Origin of the sequence: Thermohalobaculum xanthum (genome assembly GCF_016623495.1) — a bacterium.
Lineage (GTDB): Bacteria > Pseudomonadota > Alphaproteobacteria > Rhodobacterales > Rhodobacteraceae > Thermohalobaculum > Thermohalobaculum xanthum.
In genome coordinates this window covers 87,917-109,297 of record NZ_JAEHHL010000004.1, presented here as the reverse complement: position 1 = coordinate 109,297, position 21,381 = coordinate 87,917, and the positions used below count along the sequence as shown (strand labels likewise).

Below are 21,381 nucleotides of genomic sequence, written 5' to 3'. Positions count from 1 at the left end.
GGTCCGCCGCACGGCGGCCGCCTTGTGCTGAACCGCGCCGCGCGTCACCGGCTGCATGATCGGCCGGCCGCGATTGACGCCGCCCGCCCGGGCGGTGAGGATCCCGCAGCGGCAGATGGGAGGGACACCGGCATGAGCGAACTGTGGAAGCACTCGGCGGAGACGCTCGCGGCGCTGGTGCGCTCGCGCGATGTGAGCGCGGTCGAGGTGACGCGAAGCGCGCTCGATCGGCTCGCGGCGGTCAATCCGGCGCTCAATGCCGTCGTCGACGAGTTGCCGTCCGCCGCGCTCGCCGAGGCTGCCCGCATCGACGCGGCACTGGCCCGCGGCGAAGAGACCGGGCCGCTCGCCGGGGTTCCCGTCACGGTCAAGGTCAATGTCGACATGGCCGGTCACGCAACGACGAACGGGTTGCGCCTGCAGCGCGACCTGGTGGCCGAAACCGACAGCCCGGTCGTCGCCAACCTGCGACGCGCCGGGGCGGTGATCGTGGGCCGGACCAACACGCCGGCCTTCTCGCTGAGATGGTTCACGCGCAACAGCCTCCATGGCGCGACGCTCAACCCGCATGACCGCGACCTTACCCCGGGCGGATCGTCGGGGGGCGCCGCCTCGGCGGTTGCGGCGGGGATCGGCGCGGTAGCCCACGGGACGGATATCGCGGGCTCGATCCGCTATCCCGCCTATGCCTGCGGCGTGCATGGGCTCAGGCCCGGCTTGGGGCGGGTGCCGGCCCACAACTTCACCGGGCCCGATCGCACCATCGGCGCCCAACTCACCGCCGTGTCGGGCCCGCTTGCGCGCCGCATCGGCGACCTGCGGCTGGCTTTCCGGGCCATGTCGGCAGCGGATCCGCGCGATCCGTGGTGGATGCCGGGACCCGCATCGATGCCACCCGTCGCGCGGCGGGCAGCGCTGTGCATCGCGCCCGAGGGGATGCCGACCGAACCCGCCGTCGCCGATGCGCTCCGCCGGGCCGCGGCGGCCCTGGCCGCAGCCGGATGGGATGTCGACGAGTGCGAGCCGCCCTCGTTCCGGACCGCGGCGCGGATCAACATGAGCCTCTGGATGGAGGAGTTCCGTGTTGCCGGCCTCCCGAAGCTCGAGCCCGAGGGCGACCCGGATGCGCGCATCGTCGCGGCCGCCCTTCGGGCGGTCGCAGCGAAAGGCCAGGATCCCCAAGCGGAACTGATCGCGCGGGCGACCCTGCTGCGCGAATGGCAGCTCTTTCTCGAGGAATGGCCCGTTCTGATCTGCCCGGTGTCGGCGGAGCCGCCGTTTCCCGACCTGCTCGACGTGGCCGGCGAGGCGGAGTTCGCGCAGGTCTACGAGGCCCAGCTCACCCAGGTGGGCTTGCCGGCGCTCGGGATCCCCGGGCTCACGGTCGCGGCCGGCACGCCCGGCATGCCGATGGGAGTGCAGCTGGTCGCCGGGCGGTGTCGCGAGGAGCTGCTCCTCGATGCCGGCGCGGTCATCGAGGCGCAGATGCCACCGGTCGAGCCGGTCACGCCCTTCGCGCGCGGCTGACCCTCTCGCGGGCGCACAGGGCATTTCAATGAAAAAGCCCGGCCGAGGCGGCCGGGCAAAAAGTCATGGGATCTGTACGAGAGGCCCGCCCGGACCGCAGTCCGGGCGGGATAGGAATCACTGCCCGCCGCCGAGGCTGTGGACGTAGATCGCAACCTGCTTGATCTGGGCGTCGGTCAGGCCGCTCGCGCCGCGCACCTCCTTGTTCCAGGCGGGCATGGCGCCGGCACGCGAATGGGTGATCGTCTCGATCACCCGATCGCGCGAGCCGCCATAGAGCCAGATCGCATCCGTCAGGTTGGGGGCGCCGAGCTCGTGCATGCCCTTACCCTCCTCGCCGTGGCAGGCGGCGCAGTTGTCGGCGTAGAGGGTTGCGCCCTCCTCGGTCGAGGAGGCCGCGCCGGTGAAGGACAGGACGTGATCGGCGACCGCGGCGATCTCCTCCTTCGACAGGATCTCCATGTCGCCGAATGCGGGCATCTCGGAGATCCGCGTGTCGTCATCGGCATCATAGCGGATGCCGTGGCGGATCGTGGTCTCGATATCCGCGAGCGTGCCGCCCCAGATCCAGTCGTCGTCGAGCAGGTTCGGGTAGCCCGACGCCTGCACCCCCGCCGCGCCCGCGCCGTGGCACTGCGAGCAGTAGTTGCGGAACACCGCCGCACCGCCCGAAGTGGCGAACTGCACCAGCTCGGCATCCGACGCCACCTCCTCGATGTCGAGCGCAGAAATCTTGTCGGTGAAGACGCTCTGTTCCGCCGCCGCCTGCTCGATCGCCTCGTGGACGGCCGTGCGGCTGGAGTAGCCCAGAACGCCCGCGGTCGCATCGTTCACAAGCGGCCAGGCCGGATAGAGGATCGTGTAGATCACGCCCCACACAATCGTGCCGTAGAAGGTCCAGAGCCACCACCGCGGGAGAGGCGTGTTGAGCTCCTTGATCCCGTCCCATTCATGGCCGGTCGTCTCGGTCCCGCTGACCTCGTCGACCTCGTTCTTGTCATGGTCAGCCATCGATCACTCCCTCGGACTGTCGTTGCGCAGGGGGATGTTCGCGATGTCCTCGTGCAGCTTGGACGAGCCGGGCCGCAGCACCCAGACAATCACGCCCAGGAAGAAGAGAAACATCACGAGCAGCACCCAGCTGTCGGCGATCTGCCTGAGCAGGGAATAGGTGTCCATCATCCCCTCCCCTCAGCGCAGGTTTGCTTCGGCCGAGGCCTCGTAGGTCGAGAAGTCGACCAGCGTACCCAGCATCTGCAGATAGGCGATCAGCGCGTCGAGCTCGGTGATCTGTGGCTGGCCGTCGAAGTTGCGGACCTGTGCCTTGGGATAGTTGGCGAGCAGGTCGTCGACCGCCTCGTGATCCGGGTTCACCTGTGCGACCACGTGCACCTTGGCATTCGCGATCTGCTCGTCGGTGTAGGGCACGCCCAGCGCGGCATTGGTGCGCAGATGATCCCCGATGTGGTCGAAGTCGAGCTCGGTCTCGGCCAGCCAGGGATATTTCGGCATCACCGACTCGGGCACCAGCGCCTGCGGGTCGTACATGTGATCGACATGCCAGGCATCCGAGTAGCGGCCGCCGACGCGGGCGAGGTCGGGCCCCGTCCGCTTCGACCCCCACTGGAAGGGCCGGTCGTACATCGACTCGGCTGCCAGGCTGTAGTGGCCATAGCGCTCGACCTCGTCGCGCATCGGACGGATCATCTGGCTGTGGCAGACGTAGCAGCCCTCGCGGATGTAGACCTGCCGGCCGGCCAGCTCGAGCGGCGAGTAGGGCCGCACCCCCTCGACCTTCTCGATCGTGTTCTGAAGCCAGAACAGGGGCGCGATCTCGACGATGCCGCCAACCGTGACCACGACGAACGAGAGAGCCAGCAGGAGCGTGGCGTTCTTCTCGATGATCTTGTGCTTTTCCATGATGCTCATGGCTCGGCCCTCCTCATTCGGCCGCGACGGTCGCGCCGGCCGGCGCGCGCTCGTCACGCACCTTGCCGCGGATCGTCTGGTAGAGGTTGAAGCACATGATGACGGCACCCACGAGGAAGAGGACCCCGCCCAGACCGCGCACCAGATACATCGGGAACTTGGCGCCGACGGTGTCCGCGAACGAGTTCAGGAGGAAGCCCTGCGCGTCGTATTCGCGCCACATCAGGCCTTCCATGATGCCCGTCACCCACATCGAGGCGGCGTAGAGCACGATGCCGATGGTGGCGAGCCAGAAGTGCCAGTTCACCAGGCTGAGCGAGTAGAGCCGCTCGCGGTTCCACAAGCGCGGCACCAGGAAGTAGAGCGCGCCGAAGGTGATCATGCCGTTCCAGCCGAGCGCGCCGGAATGCACATGGCCGATCGTCCAGTCGGTGTAGTGGCTGAGCGAGTTCACGGCCTTGATCGACATCATCGGCCCCTCGAAGGTCGACATGCCGTAGAAGCCGATCGAGACCACCATCATTCGGATGATGGGATCGGTGCGCAGCTTGTCCCAGGCGCCCGACAGGGTCATCAGCCCGTTGATCATGCCGCCCCACGAGGGCATCCACAGGATGATCGAGAACACCATGCCCAGCGTCGAGGCCCATTCCGGCAGCGCCGTGTAGTGCAGGTGGTGCGGACCGGCCCAGATATACAGGAAGATCAGCGCCCAGAAGTGCACGATGGAAAGCTTGTAGGAGTAGACCGGGCGCTCGGCCTGCTTCGGCACGAAGTAGTACATCATGCCGAGGAACCCGGCCGTCAGGAAAAAGCCGACCGCGTTGTGGCCATACCACCATTGGGTCATGGCGTCCTGGACGCCCGAGAAGGCCGAGTAGCTGGCCGATCCGAAAACCGAGACCGGCAGCGCCAGGTTGTTGACCACATGCAGCATCGCGACGGTCACGATGAAGCTGAGGTAGAACCAGTTGGCGACGTAGATGTGCGGCTCTTTGCGCTTGATGATCGTGCCCAGGAACACCGCGAGATAGGCAACCCAGACGACGGTCAGCCACAGATCGACGTGCCAGGGCAGCTCGGCATATTCCTTGCTCTGGCTGCCGCCGAACAGGTAGGCGGTCGCCGCGAGCACGATGGTGAGCTGGTAGCCCCAGAAGACGAACCAGGCCAGGTTGCCGCCCCAGAGCCGCGCCGCCGAGGTGCGCTGCACGACATAGAACGAGGTCGCGATGAGCGCGTTGCCGCCGAAGGCGAAGATCACCGCCGAGGTATGGAGCGGCCGCAGGCGCCCGAAGCTGGTGAAGCTGTAGCCGAGGTTGAGTTCGGGGAAAGCAAGCTGGAACGCGATATAGACCCCGGCGAGGAAGCCGACCACGCCCCACAGAGCGGTCGCGATCACGCCGTAGCGGATCACGTCATCCATGTAGCCCTCGGCCGGCGCGCCGTGACCGTTCGGCATCCGGTTCGGGATGTTGGATCGATTGATCGTCCAGATGAAGAGCCCGACCGCGACGATGAAAACGATCAGCGCATTGACCATATAAGCCAGGTCATGCGCCATGTTCGCGGCGTAGGCCGCGAACACCGCTATCATCCCCAGGGCGGCAAGCTTGATGACAGTGCCCATATCGCTTTCCCCGTGTGACAACAGTCACGGCGGCCAGAGTTGACCGCCGCGCCTTCAAGGTTTCTCGTGGATGCGAACGAGATCAACCTTGATCTGCATCAACGAGAAGTGCGGCGCGAACGCGCGCCCGGGTGCATTTCTGGAACCTTGAGCGAACATCGAGACGACTTGGGCAGCATGGCAAGCGATCCGGGCCGGATCGCCGGCCAGACGCGCCTGCTCGCGAATCGTGTGCGGCGGACAACCGCTTGCCGCCGCCGCCAGCAGCTCAGTCGATCATGCCACCGTCGGAATCTTCACCCGCAGCGTCGAGCAGGGCGACGAAATCAGGCACCCTGCAGCGCCGGGCATCGGGAAACTCGACGACCCCGTCCTTCTTGAGCGCGGTGATCTGGCGGCTCACTGTCTCGATCGTCAGGCCGAGATAATCGGCCATCTGCTCGCGGGTCAGCGGGAGGTCGAAGAAGAACCCGTCATCGGCGTCGACGTTGTCCGCACTTGCCGCGCGCCGGGCGAGGATCGCAAGGAAGCTTGCGATCTTCTCACGGGCCGACTTGCGCCCCAGAAGCAGCATCCAGTCCCGGGCGGCGTCAAGCTCGTCGAGCGTCATTTCCAGAAGACGCTTCTCGAGCACGGGGGTGTCCTTCAGCAGGCGCTCGAAGCGCCCGCGGTTGAAGAGGCAAAGCCGGACCGGCGTGACCGCGACCGCGTCATAAGGCGCGATCGGCCGCATCGGGCGACCCACGAAATCCGACGCGAACATCAGGCCGACCATCTGCCGGCGGCCGTCAGGCATCGTCTTGGACAGCGAGACGACGCCCTCGACAACCGAGCCGAGAAAATCGGTCTGCTCGCCTGCGGCGACGATCTCCTGCCCGGGGTCGTAGCTGCGGTAGAACTTGATCGTGTCGAGCAGGCCTAGCTCCTGCGGCCCGCAATACGAGCACACGGCGCGGTTGCGGATGCCGCAGTCCGCGCATCGCTCGTGCTGCTTGCGCAGGCTGGGGGTCATCATGCGCTCGGTGCCGGACATTGATCCCTCTTCGAAACTTTTCGCAGTGTGTGTTCCCACTTGATTTGCGTCAATGAGAACCGGCGTCCAGCATGTCTTTGTGCACGGCATGATGAGCCAGATCACAGCCTTCGAGCCCGATGCACTGGAACGCAGCGTGCCGCGTTATACCAGCTATCCGACGGCACCGCACTTCACCGACGGCGTTTGCAGCGCAACATATCGTCGCTGGCTGGGCGAGCTTGCGCCGGATGCGAAGATCTCGCTCTACCTGCACATTCCGTTCTGCGACGAACTGTGCTGGTTCTGCGCATGCCGCACGCAGGGCTCACGCAATTACCGGCCGGTCTCGCGGTACCTCGACCTGCTGATCGCCGAGATCGACCAGGTCGCGGGCCTCCTGGGACCCGACCATCCCATCAGCCAGGTGCACTGGGGCGGCGGGTCGCCGACGATCCTCTCGCCCGACGACATGTATCGCCTGTCGACCGTCATTCACGAGCGGTTCCCCCTGAGCCAGAATGCCGAGTTCGCGGTGGAGATCGACCCGCGTGACATGACCGAGCCACGCCTCGATGCCCTTGCCGCCGCCGGCCTCAGCCGCGCCTCGATCGGCGTCCAGGACTTCGAGCCACGCGTGCAGGCGGCGATCGGACGCCGCCAGGGTTATGACATCACCAAGAAGGTGATCGACGGGCTGCGCGCGCGCGGCGTCACCGGGATCAATATCGACCTGCTCTATGGCCTGCCGGGCCAGACCGCCGAGACGCTGATGAGCACCATCGAGAAGGTTATCGGCCTCGGGCCCGACCGCCTCGCGCTGTTCGGCTACGCACATGTTCCGTGGATGGCGCGCCGGCAGAAGATGATCGACGAGTCGATCCTGCCGGGCACGACCATGCGGCGGCGGCAGGCGACGCTTGCGGCGCAGATGCTGCGCGAGGCCGGCTATGCGCCGATCGGCATCGACCATTTCGCGAAGCCCGCCGACGCCATGGCGCTCGCCGCGGCGGACGGATCATTGCGGCGAAATTTCCAGGGCTACACGGTCGACCCCGCGGTGGCGCTGATCGGCATGGGTGCCTCGGCGATCGGCTCAATGCCGCAGGGTTACGTGCAGAACGACCCGTCGACCGCCGGGTACCAGAAGGCGATCGAGGCCGGGAAGCTTGCCACCACGCGCGGCAAGGCGTTCACCGCCGACGACCGGGCGCGGCGCGATGCGATCGAGCAGATCCTGTGCCGCTTCGCCCTCGATCCCGACGCGGTGACAACCCGGCACGGCATCGCGGCACTGCCGGTCTGCGAGATTGCCGAGGCCCTTCTGGCCGCGGCGCCCGAAGGCGCCCTGATCCCGAAAGGCCGTGGCTTCGTCATCGCCGACGGGTGGCGCTCGCACACGCGCCTGATCGCGGCCGAGTTCGACGCCTACTTCCAGAACCGACCGGCGCGTCACAGCCTGGCGGTCTGACCATGCGGGCCGGATCGCGCCGCGCCCGGCGCGCGCCTTAGGTCAGGCGGCGCGCGCCGAGGCGAGCGCGCTCTCCATCGCCGGGCCGAGCTTGTCGATAATCTCCGCGATCTGGGCCTCCTCGAGGATGAATGGCGGCGCGATGAGAATGTGGTCGCCATTCTGCCCGTCGACCGTGCCACCCATCGGATAGACCATCAGGCCATTGGCAAAGGCCGCCTTCTTGATCTTCGCGGCAATCCCCAGCCCCGAGTCGAAGGGCGCCTTCGTCTCCTTGTCGGCGACCAGCTCGATCCCTCGGAAAAGCCCGCGTCCCCGGATGTCACCGACCGCCCAGTGCTGGCCGAACGCGGCCTCGAGGGCAGCCTGCAGCTTGTCGCCGGTCTGGCGAACGCGCGCGAGCAGGTCGTTCTGCTCGATCTCGCGCATCACCGCCAGCGAGCCGGCGCAAGCGGCGGGATGCCCCAGATAAGTGTGGCCATGCTGGAAGAAGCCCGAACCCTCCTCGATCCTGCGGTAGATCTCGTCCGAGCACAGCATCGCGCCGATCGGCTGGACGCCCGCGCCCAGGCCCTTGGCGATGCACACGATGTCGGGCGAGATGCCGTCCGCCTCGCAGGCGAAGAGATACCCCGTCCGGCCCATGCCGCACATCACCTCGTCGAGGATCAGCAGCACACCGTACCGGTCGCAGATCTCGCGGATCCGCTTGAAATATCCGGGAACGGCAGGGACGGCGCCCATCGTCGCACCGACGACGGGCTCGGCGATGAAGGCGGCGACCGTCTCGGGGCCAAGCTCGAGGATCTTCGCCTCGAGCTCGTCGGCAACGCGCAGGCCATAGGCCTCGGGGCTCTCGCCGGGCTCGCCCCAGCGCCAGTAGTGGCATGGCGCAATGTGGTGCATCGCGCCCGTCAGCAGCGGCTGGAACTGTGCCCGGCGCCACCTGTTGCCGCCGGCCGCGAGCGCACCCAGCGTGTTGCCGTGATAGCTCTGCCAGCGGGCGATGACATGGCGGCGTGCACCCTCGCCCTGCTCGGTGAAAAACTGCCGGGCAAGCTTGATGGCCGATTCCGTGGCCTCGGATCCGCCCGACACGAAATAGACGCGGCCGATCCCCTCGGGTGCGCGGGCGATCAGGTGATCGGCCAGTTCCTCCGCGGGCTCCGAGGTGAAGAAGCTGGTATGCGCGTAGGCGACGCGATCAAGCTGAGACTTCACGGCGTCGATCACCGGCCGCGGCGTATGCCCCAGGCACGAGACCGCGGCCCCCCCGCAGGCGTCGAGATACCGCTTGCCGGCCGTGTCGGTCAGGTAGCAGCCATCTCCGGCAGCAACGGTCGGCAACACCGCCTTGGTGTGGCGTGGGAACACATGGGACATGTCGGAACCTCCGCGTTCGGCCGCAGGGGCGCCGCGCGCCCGGCTGGCCTGAGTTTCGGCCAGTCTAGACCGGGGCCGAATGCCAAGTCACGCCGCTGTGGCGGCGCGAGCTTGCAGGCAACTTGACCAAGGGCCTCAGCCGAAGGTGCCGGCGTGCTGGTCGCGGAGTTCCTTTTTCTGCACCTTGCCCATGGTGTTGCGCGGCAGGGCCTCGGCGAAGATCACGCGTTTGGGCTGCTTGAACTTCGCCAGCCGCTCGGCCAGCGGGCCGAGAATGTCCTTCTCGCTCAGCCCGGCACCCGTTTCGGGAACCACGACGGCCACCACGCCCTCGCCGAAATCGGGATGCGGCACACCGATCACGGCCGATTCGACCACTCCGGGGATACGGTCGATCTCGCCCTCGACCTCCTTCGGATAGACGTTGAACCCGCCGGTGATGATGAGGTCTTTCCCACGCCCGACGATGACGACATAGCCCCTGTCGTCGATCATCCCGAGGTCCCCGGTGATGAACCAGCCGTCGGCCCTGAGTTCCTCGGCGGTTTTCTCGGGCATGCGCCAGTAGCCCTTGAAGATGTTCGGGCCGCGCACCTCGATCATGCCGATCTCGCCCTGCTGGAGGGCACGGCCCGTCTCGGGTTCGGTGATCCGAAGCTCGACGCCCTCGAGCGGGAAGCCGACCGTGCCGGCCCGGCGCTCGCCGTCATAGGGGTTCGAGGTGTTCATCGAGCACTCGGTCATGCCATAGCGCTCGAGGATGGCGTGGCCCGTGCGCTCCTGCCACTGGCGATGGGTCTCGGCCAGCAGTGGCGCCGATCCCGAGATGAAGAGCCGCATGTCCCGGGTCAGTCCCCGGTCGAGCCTGGGATCGGCCAGAAGCCGCGTGTAGAAGGTCGGCACCCCCATCATCGCCGTCGCGCGCGGCAGCGCCGCGACCACGGCATCGACGTCGAACTTCTCCATCCATATCAGCCGGCCGGCCGTCGCGATCACGGTGTTCGAGGCGACGAAGAGGCCATGGGTGTGAAAGATCGGAAGCGCGTGGATCAGGACATCGTCGCCGGTGAAGCGCCACGTCTTGGCCAGCACCTTCGCGTTCGACAGAAGGTTATCGTGGCTCAGCATCGCGCCTTTCGAGCGGCCGGTCGTGCCGGACGTGTAAAGGATCGCCGCGAGATCATCGGGGCCGCGAGGGACATTGCTGAACCCCTCGGCTTCATCGGGGATGAGACCGAGCAGGCTCCCCTCGGGCACCGAGCCGCCTTTCGAGCCGCCCAGCGTCTCGACCCTTGCGCCGACGCCCTCGGCGATCGGTCGAAGCGCTTCTGCGCGCGCCGGGTCGCAGACCAGCAGCCTCGGTTCGGCGTCGCCCACGAAATAGCCGATCTCGGCAGGCGTGTAGGCCGTGTTCAGCGGCAGGAAAACCCCGCCCGCGCGAACCGTGCCGAGGTAGAGCATCAGCGCCTCGATCGACTTCTCGACCTGGGCCGCGACACGGTCGCCAGGCCTGACACCCAGCTCGATTAGCCCGGCGGCGAAGCGCGCAGAAACCGCGTTGAGATCGGCGTAGGTGTAGTGCCGCCCGTCGCCCAGCTCGGCAAAGACCGCCGGCTCGCGGCCCGCGAAACCGGCCCACAGCCCATCGATAAGGTGGTTTGCTCCGGTCATGCGCGCACTCCTCCTGCCTGCCCCGCCTGGGCCGCCTGCTTCACCAGACGGCGCACGGCAGCGGAATGCGCCACCACGCCGCTCTCGGCGAAGGCCTCGTGGTTCTTCTCGATGTCGCGCAGGTCGTAGAGGTAGTTCACCATTACACCCCAGCCCTGCGACTGGCCGCGCTCAGAACGGTCCGCGTCGAGATTGATGCGTTCCAGCCGCGCGCCATTGCCGAGATGGAAGCGGGCAACGGCGTCAACGGGCGCCCCACCGGGTCGCTTGGCCTCGACCAGGTAGCGCGCGGCGAGCGGCCCGAGGGCATCCCCCGACGGCTCCTCGATCCCTTCGCGCACCGACCAGCCACGCAAGCCCGGCACGGGCGAGAGCGTGACGAAGGTCTCGACCGAGGGAAACTCGGCGCTCAGTTCCTCGACGACCTGCTTGATGAGGAAGTTGCCGAAGCTCACACCGCGCAACCCGTTCTGACAGTTCGAGATCGAGTAGAAGACGGCGGTCCGCGCCTTCGCCGGATCGAGCGTTTCGCGTCCGGCGGCGAGGATCGGCTCGATGGCCGCCGGAATATCGGCGGTCAGGGCGACCTCGACGAAGATCAGCGGCTCGCCCGGCAGGGCGGGATGGAAAAACGCGTAGAGCTGTCGATCCGGCGCCGCCACGCGCCGGCGCAGGTCGGACCAGTCGCGGATCTCGTGCACGGCCTCGTAGCGGATGATCTTCTCGAGGATCGCGGCCGGCGTGTTCCAGTCGATGCGGCGCAGCTCGAGGAAACCACGGTTGAACCACGAGCTGAACAGGTGGCGAAAATCCTCGTCGAGCGCGGCAAGCGCGGGGTCCTCGCGCAGGTGCCGCAGCAGGTCCTCGCGCATCGCCAGCAGGTCGGGCATGGCGCCGGGAGCGCGGTTGAGCCGGCGGATGAGCTCCTGGCTGCGCGGCTCGGCCGCGAGATGCAGGGCCCGTGCGTCGATATCCTCGCCCGACGCCTCGTAGCGCTCGATCGCCGCCTTCAGCGCTGCGGGATCCGCACCAAGCCCCGTCGACGCCTGCCTGAGGAAATCGAGGCGCGCCTCGTGGTCGAGCGCACGATAGGCGTCGAGAAAGCCGCGTGCGCGTGCGGTCCCCGACACCTCTCCCTCGCCGCCAAGGATCACGCGGGCCCGCTCGATCAGCGACTGCGGCTCCTCGGCACCGATGAGCGACCGGCCGGTCTCGGCGATGCGCGCGAGCATGTCGGCCAGCCTGAGTCCCCCCGCCGCCATCAGACTGCGGGCCCCATGACGGCGTTCGGCAACCACGTCGCCAGGCCGGGCATCAGGCACAGAAGGATGATCGCCAACACCATGCACAGTACGAAGGGCATCGATCCCCACAGGATCGTCTTCAGCTTGATGTCGGGCGCGATGCCGTTGATGACGTAGAGATTGAGACCGACCGGCGGCGAGATCAGGCCGATCTCCATGTTGATGGTCAGCACGACCGCGAACCAGTAGGGATCGAAGCCCGCCGTGGTCACGATCGGCAGCAGGATCGGCGCGGCCATCAGGATCACCGCGACCGGGGGCAGGAAGAAGCCCGCGATCAGCAGGAAGACGTTGATGGCCAGCATCAGAACCCAGCGGTTCACGTCGAGCGTGCCGATCCATTCGGCGATCGACTGCGTGATGAAGAGCGACGAGAGCATGTAGCTGAACACGCCCGCGGCGCCGATGATGAAGAGGATCATCACGCTCTCGCGCGTCGAGTCGCGCAGCACGACCCAGAGCGAGCTGAACGACCACAGCCGGTAGATGATCATCGCTATCAGAAGGCAGAGCAGCGCGCCGACGGCGGCCGTCTCGGACGGCGTCGCCACGCCGCCATACATCGCGTAGAGCACGCCCAGGATGATGAGCAGGAATGGCAGGACGCGCGGCATGATTTCGAAGCGCTCGCGCCAGGTGAAGCTGCGACCGGCGAGGACCTCGAGGCCGCGCTTGCGCCAGGTCGAGTAGACCGACCAGGCCATGAACAACGCCACGAGCAGCAGCCCCGGGATGACCCCAGCGAGGAACAGCCGGCCGATCGATGTCTCGGTCGCGATGCCGTAGACGATCATCGTCACCGATGGCGGGATGAGAATGCCCAGCGTCCCCCCGGCGGCGATCGAGCCGGCGGCGACGCCGTCGGGATATCCACGCTTGCGCATCTCGGGGATGCCCATCTTGCCGATGGCCGCGCAGGTGGCGGGACTAGACCCCGACATCGCCGCGAAGAGCGCGCAGGCCCCGAGATTGGAGACCACGAGGCCTCCGGGGACGCGCGTGAGCCAGCGGTCGAGGGCTTCGTAGAGATCGGCGCCCGCGCGGGTCGACGCGATCGCCGCCCCCATGATGATGAACATCGGGATCGACAGGAGCGCGAAGTTGTCGAGCTTGCCGAAGAAGATCTCGGGCAGGAGGCTGAGCGAGCTCATCCCGTCGAACACGATCAGGAAGCCTGCCGAGACGATCAGAAGCCCGGTGGCCACCGAAACGCCTGAGAACAGCACGACGATCGTGGCGATGGCGACAATGGCGCCGAGGAACAGCGGATCCATTATTCGGTCTCCCCCGCGCTGCGGGCTTCGACGAAGCTGACGTCGTCACTCAGTCCGAAAGGCTTGTCGATGCCCATGAGCATGGCGATGAGGTCGGCCACCAGCTGGAGGAAATAGAGGCCGAAGCCGACCGGCAGGGCGAGATAGGGAACCCAGAGCTTGGGATCCCAGACGCTGCCCGACCGCTCGCCCCAATCCCAGGCCTCGTGCCAGAAATGGAGCCCGTGCCACAGCATCGCGCCGATCACGAGCAGCGCGAGCCCGAGGGTCGCGACCGCGAGAAGCTTGCGCGGCCCGCGCGAAAGCGCGAGCGGCAGCAGGTCGACATTCACGTGACCGCGCAAATACTGCACGTAGGGAAGTCCCAGCATCGTCGCGGCGATCATCAGGTAGATCACCGTCTCGGTCTGCCAGATCGTGCTGGCATTGAGCACGAAGCGCACGAAAATCATCTGGCAGGTGATGATCACGGCCGCCAGGATCATCATCGCCGAGATGACGCCGCAACACTGCGAGACAATGCCGACAGCGCGCAGGAACGGGTTGCCGCCATGTTTCGCGGCAGGGATTGCAGTCGACGTGCCGGACATCTTTCCTCTCCGTGAGGTCGGCGCGCCCATTGCGGGCGGCGCCGCTGCGGTCTCGCGCTACAGCCGGCGTGCCGGACCAGCGCTCGCCGATGGGCCCCAAGGGCCCGAAGGCCCGGGCCGGACGGCCCGGGCTGACGCGCAAGTCGGGATCACTCGACTGAAAGCGCGAGGTCGAGCAGGCGCTGCCCCTCGGGCGAGCCCTCGAGGAAGGCCTTGTAGGACGTGTCCTTGGCGATCGCCTGCCATGCCTTGAAGTCGTCCCCGGTCATGTCGGCGATCTCGACCCCGGCCTCTTCGAACACGCGGCGCGCCTCGGCGTCCTCCTTCTTGGCTTCCTCGAGATAGAAGGCCTCGGCCTTGGCGGCCCCTTCCATCAGCGCCGCCTTCTGCGCATCGGTCAGCCCGTCGAAGGTCGACTTGTTCATCAGCAGCGGCTGATACATGAACCAAAGCGCGTAATCGCCGACCGGCGTGAAGCACTTCACCTGCTCGTAGATGCGGTAGCTCACGAAGCTCGACGACGAGGTGTTCGCAGCCTGAAGAACGCCGGTCTGCATCGCGTTGTAGATCTCGGACGAGGCCATCGACGCGATCGATGCGCCGGCCCCGGCAAGCATCTGCTCGAAGGCCTTGCCCGCGGCGCGCGTCTGAAGCCCGGCGACGTCATCGGGCTTGGTGATGCACTTGTCGGTGCCCGCGAAGCCGCCTGCGAGATAGCCGTGCACGACGACCATCACGTCGTCCTCGGCCATGATGCTCTCGATCTCCTGCATGAACTCGGATTCGTTGAGCCGCGCGGCATGATCGTGGTTCTTCACCAGCCCCGGCATCAGGGTCAGGTTGTAGGGATTCCGGATCCCGCCGGCATAGGCCAGGGGAAACACGGTCATGTCGAGCTGCCCGCGGCTGAGCGGCTTGTACTGCTCGCGCGCCTTGAACAGCGAGCCCGACGGAAAGATTTGGATCGTGAGATCGACATCCGCCTCGGCGACATGGTTCGCGACGATCTCGGCAACCTTGTGACGCACGTCGCTCGTCGACCACTGATGGCTGAGGCGCAGCTCCGCCGAATGCGCGGCGCTGGCGGTCAAGGCAGCTGTGACGACGGCTGCGGCGGTCACGCGGAAATTGATGGTCATTGCGTCCTCCCTTGGACAGGCGGTTCGATTCGCCCTTTTCGCGTCTGGCGGGGGCGGATGGCCCGCCGCTGCCGAAGGGATATGAGGCCACAATGCGGGAGTCAATAAAGTTGTATACAAGAATTTGTATTTAGCATGCAGTTGCGCTATGAGGATCGGAAAAGAGCCGAAACCGTCAGAGATTTCCGATGACCGGGCGCCGCGCAGACCTGCTTCACGACAAGATCGAGGATCTGATTCTGACCGGGGAACTCGTGCCGGGCGAGCGGCTCGACGAGGTTTCGCTGGCGACGCGTTTCGGCGTGTCGCGCACGCCGATCCGCGAGGCGCTGATGCAGCTTGCGGCGAGCGGTCTGATCGACCTGCGGCCGAGGCGGGGCGCGATCGTCGCCGAGATCGGCCCGAAACGCATGGTCGAGATGTTCGAAGTCATGGCCGAACTCGAGGCGATCTGCGCGCGGCTGGCGGCGCGGCGCGCGACCGAGAGCGACGAGGCGCAGATCTGCGCCCACCATCAGGCCTGCGCCGCCGCCGCCGCGGCCTCCGACGAGGATGCCTACTACTACGAGAACGAGGCGTTCCACGAAGCGATCGACGCCGCGGCGCACCAGGAATTCCTGTCCGACCAGACCCGCGCGCTGCGCCGCCGCCTGAAGCCGTATCGACGGCTGCAACTCCGCGCCCGGGGGCGGGTGCAGAACTCGTTCGACGAGCACGAGGCGGTTGTCCGCGCAATCCTCGCGCACGACGCCGAAGCGGCCGCCGAAGCGATGCGAGCGCATATCGTGGTGCAGGGCGAGCGGTTCACAGACTTGCTTGCATCGCTCGAGACGCCGCGCGGCGCCCGGGCCCGGTAGACACGCGGCCCGTCGTGATGGCCTGCGCGCTCGGGGTCTGCCCCCGCCCGTTGGCCGCGCGACCGGATCTCATGCACTGACCGCAGTCGTCGCGCCGACGAGTTCGGCATGCAGTGCGCCCACGACATGGGCGCGCGGATGCGCCTCGCGCTCGATCAGGCACAGTTTCCGGATGGCATCCTCGCCATCGATCGGGATCCGGCGCAGCGCCGGCCCCGACTGCGGCGGGCCATGCCGCGCAGGCACGACCGAGATCCCCAGCCCCGCCCGGACCAGGGCTTCCACGGCATCGAGGGCATCGACCTCCATCGCTTCGCGCGGCCGCAGGTTGCGCGCGGCAAGCACCCGTTCGATCTGCTGCCCGGCCCAGGTCTTGCGGCTGAACCAGATGAAGGGATGGTGCCGGATCAACTCTGCGAGTTCGCTACCCTCGAACTCGTTCGACGCGATCAGCTCGAGCGGATCCGCGCTCACGCGGCGTGCGGTAAGGCCTTCGGGCATGATCACCGGCTCGGTCACCAGCGCCGTGTCGAGCTCGCCCGCGCGAACGGCTTGCGCCAGATCGCCCGACAGGCCGGACCGGACCCGGATCGATAGCTGTGGATGCGCGGCCTGCAGCCGCGCGAGGGCCGGCGGCAGGAGATAGACGAGCGCGGTCGGCACGACGCCGAGCATCAGCGCGCCAGCAAACGTGCCCTCGACACCCAGCGCGCGGATCTCCTCGATGATATGGCCGACGCGGCGGGCCTGTTCGACCAGAGCCAGACCGCGATCCGTGAGCCGCGGCGGCCGCAAGGTCCGGTCTGCAAGCGTCACGCCAAGCTCGTCCTCCAAAGCCTTGACCTGCAAGCTGACCGCGGAATGGCTCAGTCCCACGGCCTCGCCTGCCGCGGTGAAGCTGCCCTGCTCGGCGATGGCGACCAAGGTGCGAAGTTGGCGGAGGTTCATTGGCAAATCCGGCGTAAAGTTAAAAATTTAAACATAGATCGTCAGAATATCTCGTTTCCGTTTAGGCAGGGAAAGAACCTACCATCATCACGAACCCGTGAACAGCTTGATCGTGGCAGGGCAGCACAATGGTCGATCTCACCCAAAGCGAAGATGCGATCCGGCGGACCGCCCGGCATCTTGCCGAAACGGTCTTCGCAGGACGCGCCGCCGAAATCGATCGCGAGGAGCGCTACCCCTGGGAGAACGTCGAGGCGCTGCGCGACGCGGGGCTGACTGGAATGACGATACCGATCGCCCTTGGCGGCCGGGGCGCCTCGCTGCTGGCGGCTGTCGCGGCCGTGACTGAAATCGCGAGGCACTGCGCGGTCTCCGCCAGGATCGTCGTCGAGACCAACATGGGCGCCCTGGGTGCCATTCTCGCCTACGGCACGGACGCACAGAAACGGCTCGCGGCTGACCTAGTGCTGGCAGGCGACAAGCCCGCGATCTGCATCACCGAACCCGGTGCCGGATCGGCGGCGACACAGATGGCAACGACCGCGCGGCGCGTGGCGGGTGGCTACGTTCTCGACGGCGCCAAACACTGGATCACGGGCGGCGGCGTGTCGCGCCTGCACCTCATCTTTGCCCGCGTCATCGAGGGCGGTCGCGACCGGGGCATCGGCGCCTTCATCGCCCTCAGGGGCGCCGAGGGGCTTGGCATCGGGCGACGCGAGCCGACGATGGGCCTCCGGGGCATCCCCGAGACCGAGATCCTGCTCGACGGCCTCTTCGTGGCTGACGACATGGTGCTGATCCCCGAAGGCGACCCCGCCCGCGGCTTCGCCAAGCTGATGACAGCCTACAACGCCCAGCGCGTCGGCGCGGCGGCGGTTGCGCTCGGGATCGCCCAGGGCGCGTTCGGCCTCGCCCGCGACTACCTGCGCGAGCGTGAGCAGTTCGGCCGCCCGCTGGCCGAGTTCCAGGGATTGCAGTGGATCCTCGCCGACATGTCCGTCGCCCTTGCGGCCGCCGAGGCGCTGGTCTGGCGCGCCGCACGCTCGGCGCCCGCGGGCGGCTTCCCCGACATGACCTATGCCGCACAGGCCAAGATCCTGGCGGCCGAGACCGCCGTGAAAGTCACCAACGACGCCCTGCAGCTCCACGGCGCCGCGGGTTATTCGCGGGCGCGCCCGCTCGAGCGGATGGTCCGCGACGCCCGCATGTTCACCATCGGCGGCGGCACCGCGCAGGTGCTGCGCACGCAGGTGGCGAGTGCCGAACTCGGCCTGAAGCTGCCGCAGACGCGTGCCGCTCGGGGAGATGCCCCCGCGACCCCTCTGCCCGTTTCCGAGCGCTGAGCGGGGTTGCATGAGAGCCGCGCATCGTTTCATCTGAGGCGTCTGAGAGCCGCGCCGGAGACAGGCCGCAATGACGCCCTTCACCTTCCAGACCACCCCCCGCATCGTTTCGGGACCCGGGTCCATCGCCCAGGCCGGCGAGATCCTGGCGACGCTGGGATGCAAGACCGTCGCGCTCGTCAGCGACCCCGGCGTGATCGGAGCGGGCCTCACCGACCTCGCCCGGGCGGGCCTCGCCGAGCATGGCCTGGAGATCTTCATCTGGTCGGACGTCGTCGCCGACCCGCCCGAGCCGAAGGTCCTGGCCGCGGTCGAGGCCTGCCGTGCCGCGGGCGTCGACGGGGTGCTGTCGATCGGCGGCGGCTCGCCGATGGATACCGCGAAGCTGGTCGCGGTCTTGCTGGGCGAGAGCCAGCCCATCGACGCGATGTATGGCATCGGCAACGTGCGGGGCAAGCGCGTGCCCCTGGTTCTGGCGCCGACGACCGCAGGCACCGGCTCGGAGGTGACGCCCATCGCGATCGTCACGACCGGCGAGGCCGAGAAGAAAGGTGTCGTCGCCCCTCAGCTTCTGCCCGATGCCGCAATCCTCGACGCGGCGCTCACCACGGGCCTTCCGGCCGAGGTCACGGTCGCGACCGGCATCGACGCCATGGTCCACGCGATCGAGGCGTTCACCTCGAAGCACAAGAAGAACCCGGTCTCGGATTGCCTGGCGCGCGAGGCGCTGAGGCTTCTGGGCGCCAACATCCGCCGGGCGGTCTCGGAGCCCGAGGACCTGGACACGCGGGGCGCGATGCTGCTGGGCTCGATGCTCGCGGGAATGGCCTTCGCGAATGCGCCCGTGGCAGCGGTGCATGCCCTCGCCTATCCGCTGGGCGGGCATTTCAAGGTGCCGCACGGGCTCTCGAACGCGATGGTCCTGCCGCATGTTCTCGACTTCAACCGCGGTGAGCCGACGGGCGCCACCGAGGCGATGTACGCGGAACTTGCGCCCCTGATCTTCCCCGAGCTTGCCGCGCACGATCCCGAGATGCGCGTCTCCGGGCTCATCGGCAATCTCGCCGCCCTCGGGCCCGACCTTGGGATGCGCACGCAGCTTCGGGACGTGGGGGTGAGCCACAATCATCTCCCGATGCTCGCCGAGGACGCGATGAAACAGACGAGGCTGCTCGTCAACAACCCGCGCGAGATGACGCTAGAAGCCGCGCTCGCCATATATGAGCGCGCACTCTGAGCCCGCGGCCTCGGCGCGCGCATGTCCCGAAGCATGAGTGGCGCCCTGCTTCGCGTCGCCGCGGCAGTGCTTTTTGCGTTGGCGCTCGCGGGACTCTTCCTCAGCGAACCCGGCCAGAGGTTCGAGCGCAACGCTGGGCTCTGGGCGCTCTACGCCCTGCGCGGGAACGTGTCGGTGCCACCCGAGGCGATCGTGATCGCCCTCGACCAGAAGTCCACGGACTGGCTCGCCTTCCACTCGGGGAACTTCGCGCACGTCTCGGACAGCCTGCCGCGCTGCCTGCCCGAGACAACCCGCAGCGCGCTCGAGCGGCTGCGCAACGTCAGCGACATGCCGCGTGGCATTCATGCCTGCCTGCTCGATGAACTTGGCAGGCGCGGGGCGCGCCTCGTGGTCTTCGACATCCTCTTCAGCATCGAGACCCCGGACGACGAGGCACTGGCGGCCGCAATCCGTTCCGCCCCCCCGGTCGTCCTGTTCGAGCGGATCCGCGACGCGGTCGAGCAGGGTGTCGGGCGCGGCACGATCGTCCCGCCGCAGCGCGTCCGCCCGCGCCCGATCTTCGCGCAGGCGGCTGCCGCAACCTCGTCGTTCCTGGTGAGCGCGCCCAGCGGAAACTTCGTCGAGGGCTATGTCCGCCACCACCTGAATTTCCCGGAGCTTGCGGCGCTCCCCGAAACGGCGGCCGCGCTCTATCGGGGCGCCACGGCGACGGCGCCGGATGGAACGGGCCCCGCCATCCGCCCGATATGGCTTTATGGCCCGCCACGCACGATCCCGACCTGGAGCCTCCGCGACATCTTCGACCGATCGAGCCCCCGCCCGCTGCCCGATGACCTGAGCCGGACGGCGGTTTTCATTGGCGTCTCGGATCCCGATTTCCTTGGCTCGAAGGACCACTTCAAGATCCCAATCTCGGATCAGCGCGCCAATGACATCGGCGGTGTCGAACTTGGCGCCACCGCCTTCCTGAACATCCTGCATGGCGACGTGATGCGGCGCCCGGACAGGTCGGTCGCGGCCGCGATCGTCTTTGCCACGCTCCTGACGGGCGCACTGGCTGCGCAGTTCGTGGGAGGGTGGAAAGGCCTCGGCGTCGTGCTCGGCCTTGGCACGCTCTATGGCGCCGGAGCCTTCGCGCTCTTCCTTGGCGCTCGCATCTGGCCGCCCTTTGCGACGCCGCTGTTCGCGGGTCTGCCGCTCCTCGTCACCTGGGCGCTGCTGGCGCGCTATGCCTTTGCCCGCCGCATGGTCACACGCCTGGCGCCCCGCCAGATGGCGGCGCAGTTGCTCGATCGGACCGAGGCCGCGAGCCGCGCGCTCAGGACCGAGGCGGCGACCGTGCTCTACACCGACCTGGTCGGCTCCACGGAACTGGGCGACCGGCTCAGCCCCGAGGCCTACAGCGATGTCATCAATCACTACTACCAGCGCGCGACCGAGGCGGTGGAAGCCGAAGGCGGGATGATCGTCGAGTTCATGGGCGACGGCATCCTTGCCGTGTTCACCGAAAGCTTCACCGGTCGCGCACATGCGGCGGCGGGCTGCGCTGCCGCGCGCCGGCTGAGCCAGGTGATGCGCGAGAGCGCCGAGGGCTCGGATGCACCACCGGGCGGCCCGCAAAGATTGCGCATGGGCATCCACACCGGCATCGCATCGACCGGCGGCATGGGAGCGGCGCACCGCTTCAACTTCAAGGTGCTTGGCGACACGGTGAACACCGCGGCGCGCCTCGAGCAACTCGGCAAGGCCTTCGACGACGGCGTGCGCGACGTGATCCTGCTGTCCGACCCGGCGCGCGTCAGCAGCAATCTTCCCGATCAGGTTGTCGAGTGCCTGGGGGAATTCGCGCTCCGCGGAAAGCGCGACGCGATGCAGATTTTTCGGCTGCTTGACCAGTCGACAAGTCCTCGAATCGCAAGCTAATCTCCTGCGTCATAGGGGGCACTGACCTGGTCGGGCCGAGGCGCAACGGCGCCGCGGCAGGGTTGTTTTGTTTATTGCTCGCAGGTCGAGCATCCCGGGGTGGACATATGAGTTTTGAGAAGGCTGTTTCCGTCACTCTC

Annotated in this window: 18 protein-coding genes; 6 read left to right on the top strand and 12 right to left on the bottom strand. The window is 67.4% G+C overall.

The annotated features are described in order from the left end of the window. Positions 1-132 precede the first annotated feature (132 nt). The gene (locus H0I76_RS08175) at positions 133-1,527 is read left to right on the top strand and encodes an amidase family protein (protein WP_200609160.1); all 1,395 of its coding nucleotides are present in this window, start codon (positions 133-135) and stop codon (positions 1,525-1,527) included. Positions 1,528-1,644: 117 nt separating this feature from the next. On the opposite strand, the gene ccoP is transcribed toward H0I76_RS08175, so the two are convergent. From ccoP to fnrL, 5 genes are all read right to left on the bottom strand, one after another. After that, complete coding sequence (gene ccoP / locus H0I76_RS08170; RefSeq protein WP_200609158.1) at positions 1,645-2,538, bottom strand: cytochrome-c oxidase, cbb3-type subunit III; 894 nt, start codon at positions 2,536-2,538, stop codon at positions 1,645-1,647. Positions 2,539-2,541: 3 nt separating this feature from the next. After that, a complete protein-coding gene (locus H0I76_RS08165) occupies positions 2,542-2,706 on the bottom strand; it encodes a cbb3-type cytochrome c oxidase subunit 3 (protein ID WP_200609156.1) in 165 nt (54 codons plus the stop codon). Between the two features lie 12 nt (positions 2,707-2,718). Beyond that, positions 2,719-3,456: a cytochrome-c oxidase, cbb3-type subunit II gene (gene ccoO / locus H0I76_RS08160; RefSeq protein WP_200609155.1), complete on the bottom strand. Its 738-nt coding sequence runs from the start codon at positions 3,454-3,456 to the stop codon at positions 2,719-2,721. Positions 3,457-3,469: 13 nt separating this feature from the next. Continuing rightward, complete coding sequence (gene ccoN / locus H0I76_RS08155) at positions 3,470-5,086, bottom strand: cytochrome-c oxidase, cbb3-type subunit I (RefSeq protein ID WP_200609153.1); 1,617 nt, start codon at positions 5,084-5,086, stop codon at positions 3,470-3,472. A 268-nt stretch (positions 5,087-5,354) separates the two neighbouring features. Next, positions 5,355-6,101 (bottom strand): transcriptional regulator FnrL, encoded by a 747-nt coding sequence (gene fnrL / locus H0I76_RS08150; protein WP_200609477.1) that lies wholly within the window; start codon positions 6,099-6,101, stop codon positions 5,355-5,357. 109 nt (positions 6,102-6,210) lie between these two features. Between fnrL and hemN the strand changes: the two genes are divergently transcribed. Further along, positions 6,211-7,569 (top strand): oxygen-independent coproporphyrinogen III oxidase, encoded by a 1,359-nt coding sequence (gene hemN / locus H0I76_RS08145; RefSeq protein ID WP_234455204.1) that lies wholly within the window; start codon positions 6,211-6,213, stop codon positions 7,567-7,569. 42 nt (positions 7,570-7,611) lie between these two features. Here hemN and H0I76_RS08140 read toward each other — a convergent pair whose 3' ends face one another. The 6 genes from H0I76_RS08140 to dctP form a co-directional block, all read right to left on the bottom strand. Further along, positions 7,612-8,952, bottom strand: coding sequence for an aspartate aminotransferase family protein (locus H0I76_RS08140; protein WP_200609150.1), 1,341 nt, complete (start codon positions 8,950-8,952; stop codon positions 7,612-7,614). A 135-nt stretch (positions 8,953-9,087) separates the two neighbouring features. Further along, the gene (locus H0I76_RS08135) at positions 9,088-10,623 is read right to left on the bottom strand and encodes a malonate--CoA ligase (RefSeq protein ID WP_200609148.1); all 1,536 of its coding nucleotides are present in this window, start codon (positions 10,621-10,623) and stop codon (positions 9,088-9,090) included. After that, positions 10,620-11,885: a malonyl-CoA decarboxylase gene (locus H0I76_RS08130; RefSeq protein ID WP_200609146.1), complete on the bottom strand. Its 1,266-nt coding sequence runs from the start codon at positions 11,883-11,885 to the stop codon at positions 10,620-10,622. The genes H0I76_RS08135 and H0I76_RS08130 overlap by 4 nt, the downstream gene beginning before the upstream one ends. Beyond that, complete coding sequence (locus H0I76_RS08125) at positions 11,885-13,201, bottom strand: TRAP transporter large permease (protein WP_200609144.1); 1,317 nt, start codon at positions 13,199-13,201, stop codon at positions 11,885-11,887. Before H0I76_RS08125 ends, H0I76_RS08130 begins: the two co-directional genes overlap by 1 nt. Further along, positions 13,201-13,791 carry a TRAP transporter small permease subunit gene (locus tag H0I76_RS08120; RefSeq protein WP_200609142.1) on the bottom strand — a complete coding sequence of 197 codons (591 nt, stop codon included), beginning with the start codon at positions 13,789-13,791 and terminating at the stop codon, positions 13,201-13,203. The genes H0I76_RS08125 and H0I76_RS08120 overlap by 1 nt, the downstream gene beginning before the upstream one ends. A gap of 149 nt (positions 13,792-13,940) precedes the next feature. Continuing rightward, positions 13,941-14,930, bottom strand: a complete 990-nt coding sequence (gene dctP, locus H0I76_RS08115; RefSeq protein WP_200609140.1) for a TRAP transporter substrate-binding protein DctP — start codon at positions 14,928-14,930, stop codon at positions 13,941-13,943. A 188-nt stretch (positions 14,931-15,118) separates the two neighbouring features. Between dctP and H0I76_RS08110 the strand changes: the two genes are divergently transcribed. Next, positions 15,119-15,787, top strand: a complete 669-nt coding sequence (locus H0I76_RS08110) for a GntR family transcriptional regulator (protein ID WP_200609139.1) — start codon at positions 15,119-15,121, stop codon at positions 15,785-15,787. Between the two features lie 69 nt (positions 15,788-15,856). Here the strand turns inward: H0I76_RS08110 and H0I76_RS08105 are convergent, their stop codons facing one another. Further along, positions 15,857-16,735, bottom strand: coding sequence for a LysR substrate-binding domain-containing protein (locus H0I76_RS08105; RefSeq protein WP_200609137.1), 879 nt, complete (start codon positions 16,733-16,735; stop codon positions 15,857-15,859). A gap of 128 nt (positions 16,736-16,863) precedes the next feature. On the opposite strand from H0I76_RS08105, the gene acdA reads away from it, so the two are divergent. The 3 genes from acdA to H0I76_RS08090 all read left to right on the top strand — a co-directional run bounded on the left by acdA (position 16,864) and on the right by H0I76_RS08090 (position 21,241). Beyond that, positions 16,864-18,078 carry a 3-sulfinopropanoyl-CoA desulfinase gene (acdA, locus tag H0I76_RS08100; protein WP_200609135.1) on the top strand — a complete coding sequence of 405 codons (1,215 nt, stop codon included), beginning with the start codon at positions 16,864-16,866 and terminating at the stop codon, positions 18,076-18,078. Between the two features lie 70 nt (positions 18,079-18,148). After that, a complete protein-coding gene (locus H0I76_RS08095) occupies positions 18,149-19,315 on the top strand; it encodes an iron-containing alcohol dehydrogenase (RefSeq protein ID WP_200609133.1) in 1,167 nt (388 codons plus the stop codon). 33 nt (positions 19,316-19,348) lie between these two features. After that, positions 19,349-21,241 carry a CHASE2 domain-containing protein gene (locus tag H0I76_RS08090; protein ID WP_200609131.1) on the top strand — a complete coding sequence of 631 codons (1,893 nt, stop codon included), beginning with the start codon at positions 19,349-19,351 and terminating at the stop codon, positions 21,239-21,241. Positions 21,242-21,381 lie beyond the last annotated feature (140 nt).